A 19,161-nucleotide genomic window follows, 5' to 3' on the forward strand; every position below is an offset into this window, starting at 1 on the left:
GTTTTTGCCGCCGCCCCGGCTTTTTCCCCCTCTCGCTCTTGCCAGCCTTGGCGCTGTGCTAGCCGGCTGCGAAGCCGCCCTTGATCTGAACGCTGTTGCCCGACAGGCAGAACAATCCACCCAGCGCACTGACTTCTACCAGGCCATGGCCAGCAACGCTGAGATCACCTTGCTGGTAGGCAATCAAGGTGTGGTGATCAGCAGCCTGGACAATGGCCAGCAATGGCAGCGCCAGCAGTTACCTACCGACATGAGTCTGATCGATCTGGATGTCTGCCCGGATGGCAGTTTTATTGCCCTGAGTTTCGACAATCAGCTTTGGTATGCCGATGCCCTAGCTGAGACCTGGACTGCTCACGCCTTACCCAGCAGTGAGCAGATGATGGCCGCGACCTGCGCACCGGATGGCAGTTGGTGGGCCGCCGGTGCATTCAGCACCCTGCAGAGCAGTGCTGATCAAGGCCAGAGCTGGGACGAGGTCAGCCTAGACGAGGACGCCATTTTCACCACGCTGCAATTCATCAATGCCGAGCAGGCGATTGTCAGCGGTGAATACGGTTTGCGCTTCATTACCCACGACGGCGGTCGCAACTGGGAGCCCTCCGGCAGCCTGCCGGATGAGTTCTACCCGCACGCCAGCCACTACCTGTCCCTGGAGCAGGGCTGGGTAGGCGGGTTGAACGGCTTTATCTGGTACACCGGTGATGCCGGGGAAACCTGGCATCGCCAGCCGACCGGGACCGAAGCGCCGGTATTTGGTTTTATCGATGGGCCACAAGGTCTCTATGCGGTCGGCGAGAACGCCACCGTACTGCAGCTACGCGGCCAGCACTGGACATCCCTGCCTACCCCCGAACAGCCCCTGTACCTACGAGCCGGACGCTTGCTGCCCAATCAACATCTGTTGGCCGCTGGTGGCCGCGGACTATTGCTGAATATCGCACTCCCAAAGGCCCTGGCGGCCAGCACTGACTGAGGATACCGACATGCCTGGAATGCACCGCTTTACCCATGCCATGCACGGCCTCGAAGTGTGGGTTTTCAACAATCCACGCAAGGTACTGGTCGCCATTGCGTTGCTCACGCTGTTATTTGCCCTACGCATACCGGGGTTGAAAATCTACACCGATTTTGCCGATCTGCTACCCCAACAGCATCCCTATATCGAGCTGCACAACAGCATCAAGGACAGCTTCGGCGGCGCAAACGTGCTGGTGGTGGGGGTTGCCTTTGAACAGGGCGACATCTTCAGCAACACCAATCTGGCCACCATTGACCGCATCACCCACGCAGTCGACAACCTGTCCGGCGTCAACCATAACCTGGTCACCAGCGTAACCCATCGTAACTCACGCAAGATCTGGTTGACCGAGGTCGGATCGATCAATTCAGAGCCCTATTTCGACGCCCAGCAGAATGAGTACAGCGAAGAGCAACTGGCCAACATGCGCGCCGATGTGGCCGCCAACCCACGCATCTACGGGCCGCTGGTATCGCCGGACTTCAAGATGGCGCTAGTCAAGGCGCAATTGATCGAAGGCCAGCTGGATTACGAAAACACCTTCGCTCAACTGCAACTGCTGCGGGAAAAAGAAGCCCGCGACGGGATGACCATCTACGCCACCGGCCAACCGGTGCTGGTCGGCTGGGCCTACACCTATATGGACCAGATTCTGCAGATCTTCATCTTCACGGTGCTGATCATGCTCGCGCTGCTGATCTTTCATTTTCGCAAGGCCTATGGCGTGCTCATCCCGCTAGGTGGCGTGATGGTCTCGACGATCTGGGGGCTAGGCATCATCAGCCTGTTGGGCTTCAATCTTGACCCCCTGGGCCTGGTTATCCCCTTCCTGATTGCCGCCCGCGCCATGAGCCATGGCGTGCAATTGGTCGAGCGTTACTACGCCGAAGTGCGCACGCTAGGCAATGGCCAACTGGCCGCTCGTGCCACTTTTGAGAGCCTGTTCCGGCCAGGCTCGCTGGGCGTGGTCTCGGACGCGGTCGGCTTGTCGCTGATTGCCATCGGCTCCATCGCGCTGAATACCAAACTGGGTATTTATGCCTCGTTGTGGGCCTCGACCGTCATCCTCACGGTACTGATCGGCGTGCCGCTGCTACTGTCGATTCTGCCCACGCCAAAAAATCCGGAACTGCGCGAAACGGCCCTGCGCTATGTCGGCGGCGCCTGTGCACGCACCCTATCACGTCCCGGCGCGGCACCGATCGTGCTGGGCATTGCCGCGCTGGCGATCATCGTCGGGCTGATCTCCGCCTCCAACGTGCGCATCGGGGACTCGGAGCCCGGCTCGCCGATCCTCTATCCAGAGCATGACTACAACCTTTCCTCGAAGGAGGTGAACGACCGTTTCCCCGGCTCGGAAGAGCTGTACATCATTGCCGAGCACGATGAAGTTGGCGGCTTAAAGCGTCCGGAGGTACTGCGAGCTATGGGTGACTTGCAGGCGCATATGCTTGGCGACCCAGGCGTAGGTGGCAGCAAGGGACTCCCCGACCTGGTCAAACAGGTCAACCGGCTAATGCACAATGATGACCCGCGCTGGTTCCAGATCCCCCACGATGCAGATTATGTAGGCGGGCTGATGTTCACCTACATGGCCTCCAGCCCCATTCCCGGCGCGCTGAACGAGTTCAACGATACCGACGATCGCATCGCCAACCTGGTCTTCTATTACAAAGACCGGCAGGGCGAGACGATCCGCCGGGCCATGTATATGGCGCAGCAGTGGATCGATGCCAACCAAGGCAAGGTTGAGGGTCTGACAATTCGCCTGGCCGGCGGCACCATGGGCGTGGCAGCAGCGATGAACGAGTCCGCGTTCGAGACCAACCTGATTGTACTGCCCCTGGTATTCCTGCTGATTTTTGCCTTTGTCATGCTGTTCTACACCTCCTGGCACGCTGGCCTGATGATGCTGCTGGCAATGTTTTTCGCCACCGCATTGACCTACGGCTATATGGGCATCAGCGGGCTGGGCATCGACATCAATACCGTGCCGGTGATTGCCGTAGGCATCGGCGTCGGCATCGACTACTCGATCTACATGATGGATCGCATCCGCGAAGAAATGGCCAAGACCGGTGATCTGCGCGACGCGGTGCGGCGCTCCATTGCCACCACCGGCATGGCGATCAGCTTTACCGCGATCACCCTGATGGCCGGGATCATCATGTGGGTGTTGCTCTCTGACCTGCGCTTCCAGGCCGATGCGGCCATGCTGTTGTGCGTGATGATCGTCATCAACGGCATTGCCGCCATGCTGCTGGTCCCGGCATGGGTTCTGGTCATGCGCCCGCGCTTTATTACCGATGTTTACGTGGATGAGGACGGCGTGCTGCATGCCGACCGTTACCCCGACGAAGCATTCCCGTCATCTGCCCGGCATGGGGCGGGGGATGGGCTGATACAGGGCGCCACCTGACGGCACCCCGTCAGCGCACCCATTCCACCCTGCAAGAGGAACTGCCATGCAAACAACAATAAAAGGCCTGAAGCACTGGAGCCTGTCTCTGCTTGGAAGCGCCGGTCTGGTTCTGACGCCCCTCGCCAGCGCGATCGCTGATGAGGAAATCAGATACTCCGGTTACTACGAGAATGCCACCTTCGTTCGCGATAGCGTGGGGTTGTCCAAATTCCGCAATACCATGCAATTGAATGCCGAGCGCAAGATCGGTGAGTTTGGTCTGTTCAGTAACGTTTCCTGGAACGCCGTCTTGCGCGGCTCCTACGACGGCGTCTATGACCTGAACAAGAACGAATACGGGCGCAACGCTGGTGGCCCAGTGATGCTTGAAAATATCGGCGGCGGCAACAGCGTGCCCCATGGCGGCGGCCTGAAGCTGCCGAACACCTTCGATGTGGCCAACAACCCCAACGAAGGCATGGTGGTACTGGGCGAACACCTGCATAACACCGACGGTGGCGTCGCCTTTGGCGTACCGGTACGCCCCTGTGATGTAGACAGCCGGGGCTGTATCAAAGGCTACCTCGACAAGGACACCGACGACCTGCGCTACAGCGAGTTCAATGATCGTCTGGACTTTATCCGCGAGCTGTACGTGGACTTCGACTATGGTCTGGATAACGGTCATATTCTCAGTACCCGACTGGGCAAACAGCAGGTCGTCTGGGGTCGCACCGATCTTTTCCGTGTACTTGACGTAATCAACCCGGTGGATTTTTCGCGCAATAATATCTATGACGAGCTGCAGGATATTCGCATCCCCATGTGGATACTAAAAACTGACTACCGCATGGGTCCGGGGGAGATTTTCGATGACCTGAACCTGTCCTTCGTCTGGAACTTCGACCGTTTCCGGCCACATGATATTGGTCAATGCGGCTCGCCGAACAATATCCTCGATGCCGCCTGCTTTTTCCGTGGCATGAACAACCTCTGGGAAAACGGCGGTACCGTCTCCAACTTTGCCGGCGGCGTGCTGGCGACTGATTTCGGCCCCGGCCAAATTGGTATTCGCAAGGCCCATATGCCCGCTTGGAGCCTTTCCAACGGTCAGTTCGGCATCAAACTGGAAGGGGTCTATGGCGACATCGGCTTTTCGCTGAACGCGTTGACCTACCGATCGCAATTGCCATCGCTGCGCGGTGGCGTTCCCGGTCAGAACGGTTTCACCGGCGAGGTCGCAGCCTGGCCAAGCCTGATCGCCTTCGATATCCACTTCCCACGGGTCAATTTGATCGGTGGTTCGCTGGACTATTACGCGCAAGGAATCGACACCGTATTCCGTATGGAAGTAGCGCATACCGAAGGTGAGGAGTTCGCCAATACCCTGCAGTCACGCCTGTACTCCGAGTCTGATGTAACCCGCTTTGTGGTCGGGGCAGACAAGAACATCTTCCTGCCCTTCCTTAATCGCAAGCGCGCGTTCCTGTTCTCTGGTCAATTGTTCGGTCAAAAAATTCACGAGCATCAGGTGAAGGACGGCCCGGCGGGCAAGGTTGGCATGCCGGATTGGAAACACAACTTTATCGGCACCCTGCTGGTCAAGGGCTGGTGGATGAACGACCGTTTGAGCCCGCAAATCCTCGCAGCACATGACTTCAAGGCCGAAGCCACTGCCATCGCACCCAGTATCGAATGGCTAGTCAACGACCGGCTGAAAATCACCGGCGGCGCCAACATAAAGGTCGGGCGCGGGGCCCGCGAGTTTGACGACTGCCGCAGCTGCAACCCCTGGGACCCCTTCACCGCCGCCTTTTCCGGCCACCCCGCAGGCCAGAGCCTGGGCTTAGGTGGCTATGAACCGCTGGGACGTTTCCGCGCGGGCCCGATTGGCATGGCGCAAAAAGAAGACGAACTGCAGCTGACCGTTCGTTACAGCTTCTGATTACGAGGAACAACAATGAACAAGAATCTCAAACATTTTACCCACGCTATCCTTACTGCCGGCATAGTCGCCAGTCTGTTCAGCGCCAGTGTGTTGGCGAATGACGCATTGATAGACAGCAGCTTCCATCCCTATAAGGACGAGGTGCCCTCTCATGATGGCCTCCAAGCTGGCTTGGTCATCAACCAGGGCAACCTGGCCCAGTTCAAGGACATCATCGATCCGGCCTTTGCCTCCTTTATCGAACAGGGCTGGCTGGAGGTTACTGTCGGCGAGACCACCTCCTTCGATCTGCACCCAGGCTACATCGAGGCCAGCCGCAGCGGTCTGGGCCAGGTCTCCCTGGGTGCCACCCCAGGCGAAATAAACGGTTGGGTCGCTGGCCGGCCATTCCTTGAAGAACCTGATGCCAGCGACCCCCGGGCGGGCGAAAAGCTCGCCTGGAATTACAAGTACGGTTACAACTGGGGTGATAGTGCAGCAATTGCGCCTTTCTACTGGAAATACCGGGACATGAATTCGGGCAAGCTGGAGCGAACCATCAAGTTCAACTTCCACTTTCTGAATTTCACTGGCCGGGTCAACCACCAGCCGGTCCCGGCGGTAACGCCCAACCCCTCTGAACTTTTTCGCGGCATCTACGTGCAGGTACTGGAGCCCTATGACGTACGCAACACTCAGCTATTGATTCACCGCGCGCAGGATGACCTCAAGCGTGACAACTCCTGGCTGTATCTGGGCTTTCAGCGCCGCGTGCGCCGTTTGGCAACGGGTCAGGTAACCGATGCGTTTCTCGGCTCCGATCTGATGATTGAAGATTTCGAAGGGTACAACGGCCGCATCTCCGACATGAACTGGAGCTACAAAGGCACCCGTCACATGCTGATGCCCTTCTACAACCACAACGACCTAAAACTGGATGCGGAAACCCACAGCGACAGCGACGGCTATCAGGTAGTGGCCTTTAGTGGTCAAGGCGGCTGTTTCCCGAACATTACCTGGCAACTGCGCAAGGTCTATGAGGTAGAGGCATCGCCGGTTGACAGCAGCCACCCACTGTCCAAGCGCGTGCATTTCATCGATGCACAAACCTTCACTATCCCGCGTACCGTTTCCTATGACCGCAGCGGCAACCTGTGGAAGACCTTCACCATCGGGCAGGCGCACCCCGATCACCACCTGCCTGCCAATAAGGGCACGGGCGTATCGATTGATGACAGCTTCAGCATGATCGACGTCCAGGCAATGCATTGCACCACCGGCCAGTTCAAGGGCCAAGTTAATCCTAGCTTGAGCACACCGGATATGTTCAGCGTTCAGCACATGCGCGCTACCGGCAACTGAGTGTGTTGGTTGGGTAAGCTGCTCCGACTTTAAGCCTGCGCAATGCGGGCTTTTTTTTTGCTGGACGCGCAAGAACTAGCACGGGAAAGCGCTATTAAAGTATTTATAAAGGCACACTAGGCAATATCCTTTTCTCCTGCAGCTATTGCCCCAGCACAAGCAAGCAGGCTATACAGAACGGCATTTCGCTCAGTCAGGATCATCCATGCGCAAGCGCCTCGTACCCATACTCATCATCAGCTTCGGCATTCTTGTGTTCGTAGTGCTGCGCGTCACCCGCGACGTACCCGCGCCAGTCGAGCCCCAGGAACGCAGCTGGCGAGTTGACGTCATGGACATCCAACCCGAGGCATTGCAATCGAGCCTGACGCTCTATGGCCAACTTGAATCACCACGACGCTTCACCGTGGTGGCACCCATGGCCGGGCGAATTGGCGAGCTGTCGGTTCGTGACGGGCAGACCGTTGAGCAGGGCACCTTGCTGGTGGCATTAGATGAAGCAGACATAGTCCCGCGGGTTAAACAAGCCGAGGCGGACCTGGCCGACGCTCAGGCACAACTGCTCAGCGAACAGCTGAACCACCGCAATGACCGGCAAGCGCTCGCCCTGGAGCGGCGCATACTCGAAAACGCCGAAAAGAGCTTTAAACGTATAGAGCAACTGGTCGGTCGCGAGCTGGTGTCCCGCGCGGAGCTGGATAATGCGCAGGATGTGGTCGAGCGCGCGGCCCTGACGGTGGCTACCCGGCAACGCAGTCTCGATAGTCACGACTCACGGCTGGCGGCATTGCAGGCGCGCTCCGAGCGTGCTCAGGCGACCCTGGAAAGCATGCACCGCGATGCCAACCGCAGCCGCTTTATGGCGCCTTTTGCTGGCGTGGTTGGCAGTGTCGAAGTCGCCGAGGGTGATCAGGTCAATGCCAACGCGCCGCTGCTGGACTTCTACCCCATCGACGGTATGGAATTACGCGCCAGCCTACCGCAAATCCATGCTCAGGAATTTATCCAGGCATTGGCTGCGGGCCAGCAACTGGTTGCCCGCACTCTGGAAACGCTGCCGCCGCTGAGCATGACACTAGAGCGCATTGCCGGTCAGGCAGACGCCCGCGGGGTGGAGGCGCTGTTTACCCTCGACCAGCCCGTCGCCGGACTGAGAATCGGCAACCTGCTGGCCATCAGTGTGTCCAAGCCAGCCAGTCAAAATAGCGTGGCGCTGCCCTACAGCGCGCTCTACGGCAACGACACCGTATATGCACTGGTAGACGGTCGGCTGTCACGCGTCGAGGTCCAGCGGGTAGGGGAAACACGTCGGGACGATGGGCAGCGCTGGATCCTCGTGCATTCAGATGCACTGGAGCCAGGCATGCGGGTTGTTACTACGCATCTGCCTAACGCCCTGCAGGGGCTGAAAGTGGAGACCGGCGAGGTAGGCGAGGTAGTAACGCCTGCGGAGGCCGCTGAATGACCCGCCCAACCAGTCCGGTCGGCTTTTTTGTTCGGAACAAGGTCGCTGCCAACCTGGTGATGCTGGTCATGCTGATGGTCGGCGTGCTCGGTTTGATGCGGATGAACATCCAGTTCTTCCCTACCTTTGCACTGGATTTTGTCACCGTACGTGTGGTCTGGAGCGGTGCCGCGGCAGAGGATATCGAACAGGCTATTACCCAGCCACTGGAGCAACGCCTGCGCAGCCTGGAGGGGCTGAAGTCGATGACCTCTACCTCCGCCCAGGGTATCTCGAACATTACCCTGGAGTTTATCGAGGGCACCGATGCGATCATCGCGCTGGATGATGCGCGCCAGCAGGTTGATGAGTTCCGTAACCTGCCGGCTGATGCTGAGCGTCCGGAAGTCATGCGCGTGGCGCGCTTCGACCCCATCGCGACGCTGGTGATCTACGGACCCTATGCCGACCATGAACTACGCAGCCTGGCTTACCGTTACGAACGCGACCTGCTCAGCCGGGGTATTGATCGTATCGACATTCGCGGCTTGCCGGCCCAGCAGATCAGCATCGAAGTGCCTAACAGCCAGCTGCAACAAATGGGCATGTCGCTGGATCAGATCGCCGAGCGGGTCGCGGCGGAATCCAGCGACTTGCCCGCTGGCCTGGCGGGTGAGCTTGACTCCGCGCGCGAGTTGCGCGCGATCGAGCAGCGGCGCAATCCGGAGCAGTTTGCCAATCTGCCACTGCAACCCGGCGGGGTCAATTATGTCCGCCTCGGTGACGTTGCCGCTATTCGTCAGGAGTCGATGCGCAATCAGTTGGAACTCCGGCACAAGGACTATCCCGCAGTCGAACTACTGCTTCAGCGCGCCGAAAATGGCGACTCCCTGGCCTCGGCGAATATTCTCACCAACTGGTTGGAAGAAGTCGAACCAACGCTGCCTCCGGGTATTTCCGTTGACGTTTACGACCAGGCCTGGCAACTGATCAATGACCGCATCAGCCTGCTCGTCAGCAACGGCATCGGCGGTTTGGCGCTGGTGCTGCTGCTGCTCTATCTGTTCCTGCCAGGCCGCGTCGCACTTTGGGTTGCGGTAGGTATTCCTACGGCCTTTCTCGCCGCGCTGGGGGTGTTCTGGCTGATTGGTGGCTCGATCAATATGATCTCGCTGTTCGCGCTGATCATGGCGCTGGGGGTCATCGTTGATGATGCCATTGTGGTTGGAGAGGACGCCGATGCGCACTTTCGCCACGGCGAGAACCCGGCGTATGCCTCGGAGGGTGCTGCCAACCGCATGCTCTGGCCGGTGGTGGCCTCGTCACTGACGACCATCGCCGCGTTCATGCCCCTGTTGGTCGTGGGTGGCATTTTCGGCAATATTCTCGGCGACATTCCGATTGTGATGATCTGCGTGCTGATTGCCTCATTGCTGGAGTGTTTTGTAGTACTCCCGCATCATCTGCGCAACGCTTTCAAGCCGGCGGCGGTATCAACCGGGAACAGCCTGCTGCAACGTGGCGGGCGCCGTGTGGATCGCGTCCGCCAGGGCTTTGATCGGCACTTCGACCACTTCCGCGAGGGCCGCTTCCGGCGTTTTTCCCAACTTACCCTCCGGCATCGCAGCGCCACCCTGGCCTGCGCGCTGGTCAGTATCATTCTGACCATCGGCCTGATCAGCGGCGGGCGCATCGGTTTCAGCTTTTTCCCCACGCCCGAACCGCAGGCGATCTACGCCAACGCCAATTTTGTTGCGGGCACACCCAAAGCACAGGTCGATGCCTTCCTGGAGCATTTGCAGGACACCTTGAATCAAACCGAAGACAGCTTCGGCGTGCATCTGATCGACAACGCCATCGTCCGCCGCGGTGAAGCCGTGGGCGCATCAGGTGCCGGACGCCTGGGCGACCAACTGGGCTCGATCACCGTGGAGCTGGCCTCGCCGGATCATCGCGACGTGCGTAATATTGCCTTTATCCGCGCCTGGCGCGAACGCATCCAGCTGCCCGCCGGTATCGATCAGTTGATCATTACCGAACGCACCGGCGGCCCGCCGGGCAAGGACGTTAACGTGCGACTGACCGGCGACAGCCCCACCCAGCTCAAGTTAGCGGCCGAAGCAGTGTCGGTCATGCTCGCGGGTATCTCTGGGGTCGTCAGTACACAAGACGATATGCCTTGGGGCCGCGAGCAGTTGATCTACAGCCTGACGCCCTATGGTCAGTCACTAGGGCTGAGCACTCAGAGTCTTGGCCGACAGCTACGCGCCGCCTATGACGGTCGTCTGGCGCAGATCTACCAGCAACAATCGGATGAGATCGAGGTTCGCGTACAACTGCCGCGCGCCGAGCGCGAGCAGTTGGGCAGTTTGAATGATCTGGCTATCCGCTTGGACGATGGCCGCTTCGTACCCCTCAATCAGGTCGCCGAGTTCGACACACGCCAGGGCTTTGAAGCCCTACGCCACGCGGAAGGACGCCTGGCAGTAGAGGTCACTGCTGATCTCGACGCCACCCAGACCACTGCCGGCCAGGTGATCGCCGCACTGTCCAACGCGCTGCCAGAACTCGCGGCCCAATATAATGTGCGCTACAGCTTCGAGGGGCGCTCGGCCGATCAGCGCGAAACCCTGGGCGACATGCGCACCGGTCTGATCATCGGCCTGCTGCTGATGTATGCGGTGCTGGTCTGGGTCTTTTCGTCCTGGAGTACGCCATTGATCGTCATGGCAGTGATCCCACTGGCCCTAGTGGGCGCCTTGCTGGGGCATTGGTTCATGGGCTTGAACATGACAATACTGTCGCTGTTTGGGCTGTTCGGCCTGTCCGGCATTGTCGTCAATAACTCGATTATTCTGGTGAGTTTTTATCAACAGCAACGCAAGCGCGGTCTGAATATTGGCGAAGCCTTGAATGAGGCCGTGGTGCAACGCTTGCGAGCGGTGTTGCTGACGTCGCTAACTACCATCGGCGGCCTGTTGCCACTGCTGTTTGAAACCTCATTGCAGGCCCAGTTCCTGATTCCGATGGCCACCTCCATTGCTTTCGGCCTGGGCTTCTCGACCCTGCTGGTGCTGCTGGTAATCCCCGCACTGATGTCGGTGCTGGAAGAGTTCAAGGAACGCCGCAGCCCCCGCCCAGCGCACACCAGCTAAACATCGCGCAGAAAAAACCCGGCATCTGCCGGGTTTTTTTCAAGCGCTGATCAATAGACCAGATCAGGACTGCTTGACGCTTTCCATGGTCTTGGTAATCGCAGCCACGGCAGAGCCGATATTGGTCAACTCCGCGGGCAAAATCATGGTGTTGTTGGTCTTGGCCAGCTTGCCGAACTCACGTACGTACTGCTCGGCAACCCGCAGGCCGACCGCATCCTTGCCGCCTTCGGTGTTAATCGCTTCGGCAACACGTCGCAGGCCTTCTGCAGTCGCTTCGGCGATCAGTTGGATTTCACGGGCACGACCTTCGGCTTCGTTGATCTGACGCTGCTTGTCAGCCTCGGACAGGTTAATCGTCTCCTGCTTCATACCTTCGGACACGTTGATCTTGGCTTCCCGCTCACCTTCAGACTGGGCAACTACGGCGCGACGTTCCCGCTCGGCGCGCATCTGTTTTTCCAACGCGTCCAGAATGGTTGCCGGCAGCTCGATATCGGCAATCTCATAACGCAACACCTTGACACCCCATGGCTGGGCCGCTTCGTCCAGCGCTAACACCACCTGGGTGTTAATGGTTTCACGCTCCTCAAAAGTCTTGTCCAGTTCAATCTTGCCGACCACCGAACGCAACGTGGTTTGCGCCAACTGCATGGCCGCATAGCGATAATCGTTAATGCCATAACTGGCCAGCTTGGGATCCACCACCTGAAGATAGAGCACGCCGTTAACCACAACCTGAATGTTGTCTTTGGTCACGCAGGCCTGGCTGGGCACATCAATGGCCTCTTCCTTTAGCGTGTGCTTGTAGGAAACCCGATCAACAAAGGGTACCAGCAAGTGAAAACCGGCTTCCAAGGTCTTCGCATACTTGCCCAGACGCTCGACAATAAAGGCTGATCGCTGCGGGACGATACGGGCTGTCTTGGCCACCGCGATGACGACCAATACCAGAAACGCCAACGAAATCATTGTTGCAATATCCATGTACTTGCTCCGTTATATATTACTTATTAAAAAACTGAAATCTGCTCATGGCCGCTGCCGGCTGACCTTGAGTACGATGCCATTATGATCCGTCACCCAAGCATGCTCACCTGCGATTAACGCCTCATTGGACTCAGCGTCCCATTTCGCGCCGTTGAGCAATACATCGCCCACGCCATCGACGAAATCCTCAAGCACCTGCACCCGCGCGCCAATAAAACCAGCATCGTCCATATCCTTGAGCGAGCGATCGCCCTCGGTGCCCTTGAGCCAGCGTTGGCAGTGCCGCCTCAAGCCAAAGAGGGCGACCAGACTGACGGCCGCAAAGCAGATCAACTGAACGCTAGCCGACTCGATTATGCCCAACAGGGTGAGCAGACCCACTACCAACGCGCCCAGCCCGAAAAACGCAGCAATCAGCCCAGGGACAAAGAACTCCGAGGCGAGCAATAACAGCCCCAGCAGCAGCCAGAAGGCATATCCGTTAAACAGCGTGCTTTCCACCATGGTCTCAATCCTTATTACTGGCGCGTACAAGGCATTTACATTAACAGATGACGCGCCATTTTAATCCTTCAGACACAGCCGGAATTGCTTGAGCAAACGCAAAGCATATGAGCGCTGATAAGAACAACCAACAGCTGAATTGCCGTTCATCTGATTTATCTAATGAATCATGCCGGAGCAGACGCCGCGACTGATGAGTCATAAAACAGACCCTTAGTCTTGACCTCGATCCCGCCCGGCGCTTCTTCAATTCATTCCAGCCCCCGTCTATGCTGATCCGGCGTATCGTCAGATGTCGTCGCACACAACAAAAATAATGCTCCAAGACACAAAGGACACTTCCTTATGCAAATCAGAACCAGGCTCGCCCTGGCACTCGGGCTGGTCGCCACCGTGACCGTCTGCGGTCAAGCACAGGCCAACTACACCAAAACCCAATACCCCATCGTCCTTGCCCACGGCATGCTCGGCTTCGATAACATTCTGGGCATCAATTACTGGTATGGCATTCCGGCAAACCTGCGCAGTGGCGGTGCCAGCGTGTATGTCAGCTCCGTAAGCCAACTGGACACCTCGGAAAAGCGCGGCGAGCAGTTGTTGCAACAGGTGCAGAACATTGTCGCGATCAGTGGCAAGCCCAAGGTCAACTTGATTGGCCATAGCCATGGCGGACCGACCATACGCTACGTTGCTGCCGTCAGGCCCGACCTGATTGCTTCGGTGACCAGCGTCGGTGCGCCGCACAAGGGATCAAAAACCGCCGACTTTATCCGCAACGTACCGCCTGGTTCAGCTGGTGAGACGGTTCTTGCCGGTATCGTCAACGGCCTGGGTGGGCTGATCAACTTTCTCTCCGGCGGCAACACCACGACGCCGCAGAACGCACTGGGTGCGCTGGAGTCGCTGAACTCTGTGGGTGCTGCGCAGTTCAACGCGCGCTTCCCCCAGGGCCTGCCAACCAGTGCCTGTGGTAGCGGAGCGGCCAGCGTGAACGGTGTGCGCTATTACTCATGGAGCGGTACCAGCCCTCTGACCAACGTCTTTGACGTGTCTGATGTAATGCTGGGTGCCAGTGCCATCCCGTTCGGCTTCGAGGCTAACGATGGTCTGGTGGGTCGTTGCAGCTCGCGGCTAGGCACGGTCATTCGCGATAACTACCGCATGAATCACCTGGATGAAGTCAACCAAGTCTTTGGCCTGACCAGCATCTTTGAAACCAATCCGGTGTCGGTCTATCGCCAACATGCCAACCGGCTGAAGAACGCTGGTCTGTAGGAACCGGTCTATAGCAATCTGGCCGACCCTGACGGGCCGGCCGCGCTATTTCCTGCCAATTCTGCTCAATGGAGCCTGAATGAAAGCACTGATCTACCTCCCCTTCGCCGCCGCAGCATTGCTCGTCGGCTGGCAACTGCTCGCGCCAGAAGATCTGATCGTAACCGAACACGCAAAAGCGCCGCAGGCGGCAGCCCCAACGCCGACCTACCAACCCACGCAGCCGTCCAGCCAGCGTCTGGGCTTGTCCTCGCCAACTGACGGGATTGATTCACTGCGCGATACAGAAGTAGATGGCACCCTGGAAGTCGATGCCCAGGGCAATCTGGTGATCAGCGAGCAATTGCGTTACCTGTTTGATTACTTTTTTACCAGCGTCGGTGAAATCAGCTTTGACGAAGCCGCCGAGCGCATCCGCATCTATCTGGCCAGCCAACTGCAACAGCCGGCTCTGGGTCAGGCACAGGCATTGCTGCAAAACTATATTGACTACAAGACCGAGCTCGTAGAGCTGGAGCAGGGCTTTCCGGTAGTGGCTGACATTGCCGCATTACGTGCCAGAGAAGACCAGGTACAGCGGCTGCGTGCCCGGCTGTTCAGCGCGCAAGCCCATGCTGCCTTTTTTGCCGCAGAAGAGGTCTACAACCACTTCACCCTGGAGCGGCTGGCGATTCTGCAAGACCCCAACCTGAACGATGTGGACAAGGCGGCGATGATCGAAAACCTGCGCCAAAGCCTGCCCGAGGACGTACAGGATCTACTCATACCGCAGATTCATCAGGAACTCACGGTGCAGACCGAGCAGTTGCTTGAGCAGGGCGCGGAGCCGAGTCAAGTGCGAGAATTGCGCTTGTCACTGGTCGGCCCCGAAGCGACCGGCCGATTGGAACAACTGGACCAGGAACGCCTGCAATGGCAAAAACGTATGGATGCCTTCAGCGCCGAGCGGGAAGCGATTTTGCGCTATCATGGCCTGGCCGAAGAGGATAAGCACGCCGCGATTGAGGAGCTACTTGAGAGCCGCTTCAGCGCCAACGAGCGCGTTCGAGTCAGCAGCTTGCTCGATATGGCGGCTGAATAGGCCGACAGACGCCAAAACTGCTTGCCACTGCACCCGGACCGCGCAGTGGCGCCCCACATGATTGGGAGGGCTGGGCGACGTTTCAGGCTAGTGAAACCCGGAGGGCTCAGGCCAAATCGACTGAGAAAAAGCCGAATCATGATTAAATCAGCTCTGCCTGCGATGACCATAGTGCTAACCCTGCTGGTAGTGTCCATGACCACGGCTGCTGACATATCCCCCGCCCAGATGCTCACCTGGGACAGCCGCGACTTTTCTGGCGCCACCCGTTACAGCCTGGAACAACGCGATAACCAGACCTTGCTGCGTGCGCAATGTATCAATGGCGCTTCGGCGCTGTACCTGGAGCAGAGCATCGATCTGCAACAGACGCCGGTGCTCAGATGGTCCTGGGCAGTGGCAAACACCTTCGCCAATATTGATGAAACCAGCAAGGCCGGTGACGATTATCCGGTGAGATTGTATGTGGTTAAGGACGGCGGCCTATTGCCCTGGCGCACCAAAGCGCTGAACTATGTATGGTCAAGTACGCAGCCGGCCGGGTCTGATTGGCCAAATGCCTACACCGCTAACGCACATATGCTGGCGCTGCGCAGCGGTGAGCCGCCCGCTGCGGGTAAGCTGGTCAGTGAACGGCGCAACGTGCGAGAGGATTTTCAAACCTACCACGGGATGGACCCAGGCAGTATCGATGGCATTGCCATCATGACCGACTGCGACAATAGTCAACAGCCGGCAACGGGTTGGTATGGCAGCATCAGTTGGCATGCCGAGGGCGACTAGACCCGCCGAAGTCAGCCCGGCGTTATTTTTTCATCCACACATCATTGAGCAAAATGTATTGGCCAGAGGGCGTGCGTTCCAAGGCTTTTTTCCCGGCAATAGATTCCACGTCGCGCAGCTGGATGCCGTTCTCCTGGGCCAGCCGCTGATATTCCTGACGCCGCGCCTGATTGATCTGGCGCGCAATATCACCGGCGTTACCGGACGCACTCACCACCCCGAGGTAGCCATCAGGTTGCTCGCCAACCAGACCCGCCGACTTGGCCGCAGGCAGGGCCGACATCGCCTCATTAAGACTCAGCGCCCACACTGGCGAACTCATCAGGAGCGCCAGCAATACTGCAAAAAACCGACTATTCATGCGCATGTCATTTCCCCCTAGAACAGGCCACTGGATTCACTGAAAAGTTCGTCCAATTGCTTGTCGACCTTGATATAGATCTCATGCTGGATCTTCACATTCAGATTGATATTGATCGGCTCGTTGGGGGCTGCCAATTGCACTGTCGGCGTGCAGCCCGCCAGAACGCAGAACGCCACGGCCGTTACCGGTATCAGACGCCATCGCATGCTTACTACTCCTTGATCATGGGGCTGGTGCCAAGCGCTGCTGTAAAAATCGCTCCTGCACCCGCTTCTGGATAATCTCGCTGACTTGCCCGCTAAGCTGCAAACTGGCCAACAGCGCCGGCACATTTTCTTCCAGCCGGATATTCAGATGAATCGGCCTGCCGCCTTCCAGAGAAGGATTGCGCCCCTGCAGCTGCAGACCCAGAATCAACAAGCCATCCTGATCATAAGCTACATCCGAGGACAATACACTGTAATGGAAATCATCCAGTGCGGCCGCCACTTGGCGCATGCCAACGTTGGTACGCGCCAGATCTTCCAACTTTGCCGACCGATAGCGCAAAAAACCACCGGGCTCACGGGCCTGCAGCTGACCCTCATCTATTAATAATTTACCCGCTTCCAAGCTGACTGGCAGGCGACCATCCAGCGTGCCACGCCCGCTCAACCCTTCTGCAGGATAGACCTCGAACAGACTGGCCAGTTCAACGCCTGCCAATTCCACAATCACGCTTTGCCGAGGCTCTGCCAGGACCAGAGTGGTCGGCATCAGCCTGAGTTCGCCGCCGAGCATGCCCATCTGCGCCGCCTTGATCCTAATCCGGCCCTTGTCAGGCGCCGCTAGCGTCGCGCTGTAATCACCGGTGAAGGTCAGTGGGCCCAGCGGCATCCCGGGGTCTAGCGCTTGCAGTCGCAGATTGGGAAAATCAACCAGCAGTGCCTCGCCCTTGAGGCTCACCGCTGCGGTGGCCGTCATACCTTCGAACGTCAGCCGATCATAAATGCCCTTGCCGCCGGATAGCCTTAGCTGTCCTGTCAGGCTGTCCAGGCCAGAGGATCCGACCGCCTGCACCTGGCCGGTAAGTCTGCCACTCGCGAAGCTCAGCAGCGCCGGCCAATCAGCGAGCGTCGCGGCCAGCGGATTGGCCGCACGCAGAAACACTTCCTGCAAGGCCACGTCTGCCTGCCACGCTCCACCACTGGGCCAAGCAAACTGCACATCCATGGCTAAGCCGCGCTCACCCTTGACCACACCCTTCCAGCCAATACGCTCAGCGGCATAATCCAGTTGACCCTCGAGCATCCACCCTTGTGGCTTGAGCAGAGCGTGACTGGCACTGGCCGCCGACAGATTAAGCCGGCCTTGCGCGATGGTGTCTTGCGGGTTGTCCAGCGGCGTACGTAGCTGCAATCCACTCAGATCCAGGCTGGGCGTGGCCAAGAGCATGTCGGCTGAGGGGGCCGAGGCGGAAGCCGCGCGCAATGTGGCGCCGCTGCCGAGCTGCACATCCAGTTGCTGCGCATTGACTTTGCCTTTCAGGGGCCATTGCAGCTTGATCCCGCGCAAGCTCAGTGCCTCCAGTTCCAGCCTGTCGGCACTGCCCGTCAGCATCAACTGCTGCCATTGCGCCTGCCATTGCGGCTGTGAAGCCAACACGATGCCTCCGGCCAAACTCAACTCCACCGGCCCGCTGGCCTGCCCCTTAATTTCCAGCGAAATCGCCGTGGCTGCGTCCAATACACTGCCGCTTTGCGGATCGATCTGTACATTCAGGCGAGTAGGGCGAAGGTCGGCAGGCAGATCCGCCAGCACCTTGAAAGCCGGCTGCTCTATGAGCAGCCGGGCTGTACCCTGGCGCAACTGCCAACGGCCGTTATCTCCATCCAGATCAAGTTCAAGCCGCCCCTGCAACTCGCCAACGTCCTGCCAGAACCAAGGTTGTGGCAAGCTCATCTCCGCACGTAGCTGCACCTGGCCTTCAAATAGATCAGTCCATTGCAGCGGTTGCACCTGGGCCGCCAGCGTCCATTCCATGTCCGCCTGCATGCCCGTAGGTAACTGCTGAAAAGGGTAATTCTGGTGGCCTAACCAGGGCGTTATATAGGTCAATAGCCAGTCAGCCTGCGGCCACTCCAACACCTGCAGCCGGCCTTCCCAGACAGGCGTCTGTTCCGGTTCGGACCAGCGCCCCTCAAGCACCGCAGCAGGGCGACCGGATAATTGCAGTTGCGCCTGTAACGCCAAGGCATCGGTGCCGGGTTGCAATTGAGCGTCCAATTCCAGCGTGCCCTCGGCGGCCCGCAGTACCACTCGCGAGACAAAACGCTCGGCCTCGGCCCTGCTTAGCTGCAATTGACCCTCGGCTGTACAGTGCCCAGCTGCGCAGGGTAGCCGCACTTGAAGCTGCTCAACCTGCACGCGGTCCGGCAGCCATGCGAGCTGCTGGGCCCACGCCAGCGGATCAGGTACGGCTCCGGCATCTTCCTGCGCCAGCGTTGCACCGGGCTGCCAATCAAGAGCCAGATTCTGTACCTCAAGCGCCGCCAGACGCAGCGGCGATTCGCCGCCCAAGCGCACAGTCAGCTCGCCGAACTGGAAGCCCAACAGCCCCTGCTGGTCACGATAACGGCCGCTTAACTGCTCAATCTGCAAGCCGCTGTGATCCAAGCGCAGGCCCTGCCAATCGAGTTGCTCGACGCCCGCCGCCGTCAACGCCCGCTGGGCGAGAAACACAGCGACCGCCATCAGCAGCAGAATCAGGCAAACTAGCCCCACTACTATGCTCAACGCCTTGCGCATGCACTGCCTCTTGTCGGTGTTTTCGCCAGATTAGCATGTAAGACAGCGCACATTGCTGATCTACTCC

The 19,161-nt window shown here is 58.6% G+C and carries 14 protein-coding genes; 9 read left to right on the forward strand and 5 right to left on the reverse strand.

Annotated features, from left to right (window positions below; all coding sequences use genetic code 11):
* The 6 genes from K787_RS0116235 to K787_RS0116260 all read left to right on the forward strand — a co-directional run.
* Window positions 1-976: WD40/YVTN/BNR-like repeat-containing protein (locus tag K787_RS0116235; protein ID WP_022963868.1), on the forward strand; the 976-nt coding region annotated here is incomplete at its 5' end.
* A 10-nt stretch (window positions 977-986) separates the two neighbouring features.
* The gene (locus K787_RS23435) at window positions 987-3,440 is read left to right on the forward strand and encodes an efflux RND transporter permease subunit (protein ID WP_022963869.1); all 2,454 of its coding nucleotides are present in this window, start codon (window positions 987-989) and stop codon (window positions 3,438-3,440) included.
* 46 nt (window positions 3,441-3,486) lie between these two features.
* Entirely contained in the window at window positions 3,487-5,367 is a 1,881-nt protein-coding gene (locus tag K787_RS0116245) for a DUF1302 family protein (RefSeq protein ID WP_022963870.1), read from the forward strand.
* 15 nt (window positions 5,368-5,382) lie between these two features.
* Window positions 5,383-6,711: a DUF1329 domain-containing protein gene (locus K787_RS0116250; protein ID WP_022963871.1), complete on the forward strand. Its 1,329-nt coding sequence runs from the start codon at window positions 5,383-5,385 to the stop codon at window positions 6,709-6,711.
* Window positions 6,712-6,916: 205 nt separating this feature from the next.
* Window positions 6,917-8,176, forward strand: coding sequence for an efflux RND transporter periplasmic adaptor subunit (locus K787_RS23440; RefSeq protein ID WP_022963872.1), 1,260 nt, complete (start codon window positions 6,917-6,919; stop codon window positions 8,174-8,176).
* A complete protein-coding gene (locus K787_RS0116260; RefSeq protein WP_022963873.1) occupies window positions 8,173-11,310 on the forward strand; it encodes an efflux RND transporter permease subunit in 3,138 nt (1,045 codons plus the stop codon). The genes K787_RS23440 and K787_RS0116260 overlap by 4 nt, the downstream gene beginning before the upstream one ends.
* Before the next feature lie 63 nt (window positions 11,311-11,373).
* Here K787_RS0116260 and K787_RS0116265 read toward each other — a convergent pair whose 3' ends face one another.
* Both K787_RS0116265 and K787_RS0116270 read right to left on the reverse strand, forming a co-directional pair.
* Entirely contained in the window at window positions 11,374-12,297 is a 924-nt protein-coding gene (locus tag K787_RS0116265) for an SPFH domain-containing protein (RefSeq protein ID WP_022963874.1), read from the reverse strand.
* Between the two features lie 45 nt (window positions 12,298-12,342).
* Window positions 12,343-12,804 carry an NfeD family protein gene (locus tag K787_RS0116270; RefSeq protein ID WP_022963875.1) on the reverse strand — a complete coding sequence of 154 codons (462 nt, stop codon included), beginning with the start codon at window positions 12,802-12,804 and terminating at the stop codon, window positions 12,343-12,345.
* A 345-nt stretch (window positions 12,805-13,149) separates the two neighbouring features.
* Between K787_RS0116270 and K787_RS0116275 the strand changes: the two genes are divergently transcribed.
* The 3 genes from K787_RS0116275 to K787_RS0116285 all read left to right on the forward strand — a co-directional run bounded on the left by K787_RS0116275 (window position 13,150) and on the right by K787_RS0116285 (window position 15,943).
* The gene (locus K787_RS0116275; RefSeq protein WP_022963876.1) at window positions 13,150-14,079 is read left to right on the forward strand and encodes a triacylglycerol lipase; all 930 of its coding nucleotides are present in this window, start codon (window positions 13,150-13,152) and stop codon (window positions 14,077-14,079) included.
* Between the two features lie 79 nt (window positions 14,080-14,158).
* Window positions 14,159-15,160: a lipase secretion chaperone gene (locus K787_RS0116280; RefSeq protein WP_022963877.1), complete on the forward strand. Its 1,002-nt coding sequence runs from the start codon at window positions 14,159-14,161 to the stop codon at window positions 15,158-15,160.
* 138 nt (window positions 15,161-15,298) lie between these two features.
* Complete coding sequence (locus tag K787_RS0116285; protein WP_022963878.1) at window positions 15,299-15,943, forward strand: DUF3047 domain-containing protein; 645 nt, start codon at window positions 15,299-15,301, stop codon at window positions 15,941-15,943.
* 22 nt (window positions 15,944-15,965) lie between these two features.
* Here the strand turns inward: K787_RS0116285 and K787_RS0116290 are convergent, their stop codons facing one another.
* The 3 genes from K787_RS0116290 to K787_RS0116300 are packed head-to-tail and all read right to left on the reverse strand — an operon-like array spanning window position 15,966 to window position 19,094.
* Window positions 15,966-16,310, reverse strand: a complete 345-nt coding sequence (locus K787_RS0116290; protein ID WP_022963879.1) for a YdbL family probable chaperone protein — start codon at window positions 16,308-16,310, stop codon at window positions 15,966-15,968.
* An 11-nt stretch (window positions 16,311-16,321) separates the two neighbouring features.
* A complete protein-coding gene (locus tag K787_RS0116295) occupies window positions 16,322-16,513 on the reverse strand; it encodes a YnbE family lipoprotein (protein ID WP_022963880.1) in 192 nt (63 codons plus the stop codon).
* Between the two features lie 16 nt (window positions 16,514-16,529).
* Complete coding sequence (locus K787_RS0116300; RefSeq protein WP_022963881.1) at window positions 16,530-19,094, reverse strand: intermembrane phospholipid transport protein YdbH family protein; 2,565 nt, start codon at window positions 19,092-19,094, stop codon at window positions 16,530-16,532.
* Between the last annotated feature and the right edge of the window lie 67 nt (window positions 19,095-19,161).

The organism is Halopseudomonas pelagia CL-AP6 (genome assembly GCF_000410875.1).
Taxonomy (GTDB): domain Bacteria; phylum Pseudomonadota; class Gammaproteobacteria; order Pseudomonadales; family Pseudomonadaceae; genus Halopseudomonas; species Halopseudomonas pelagia.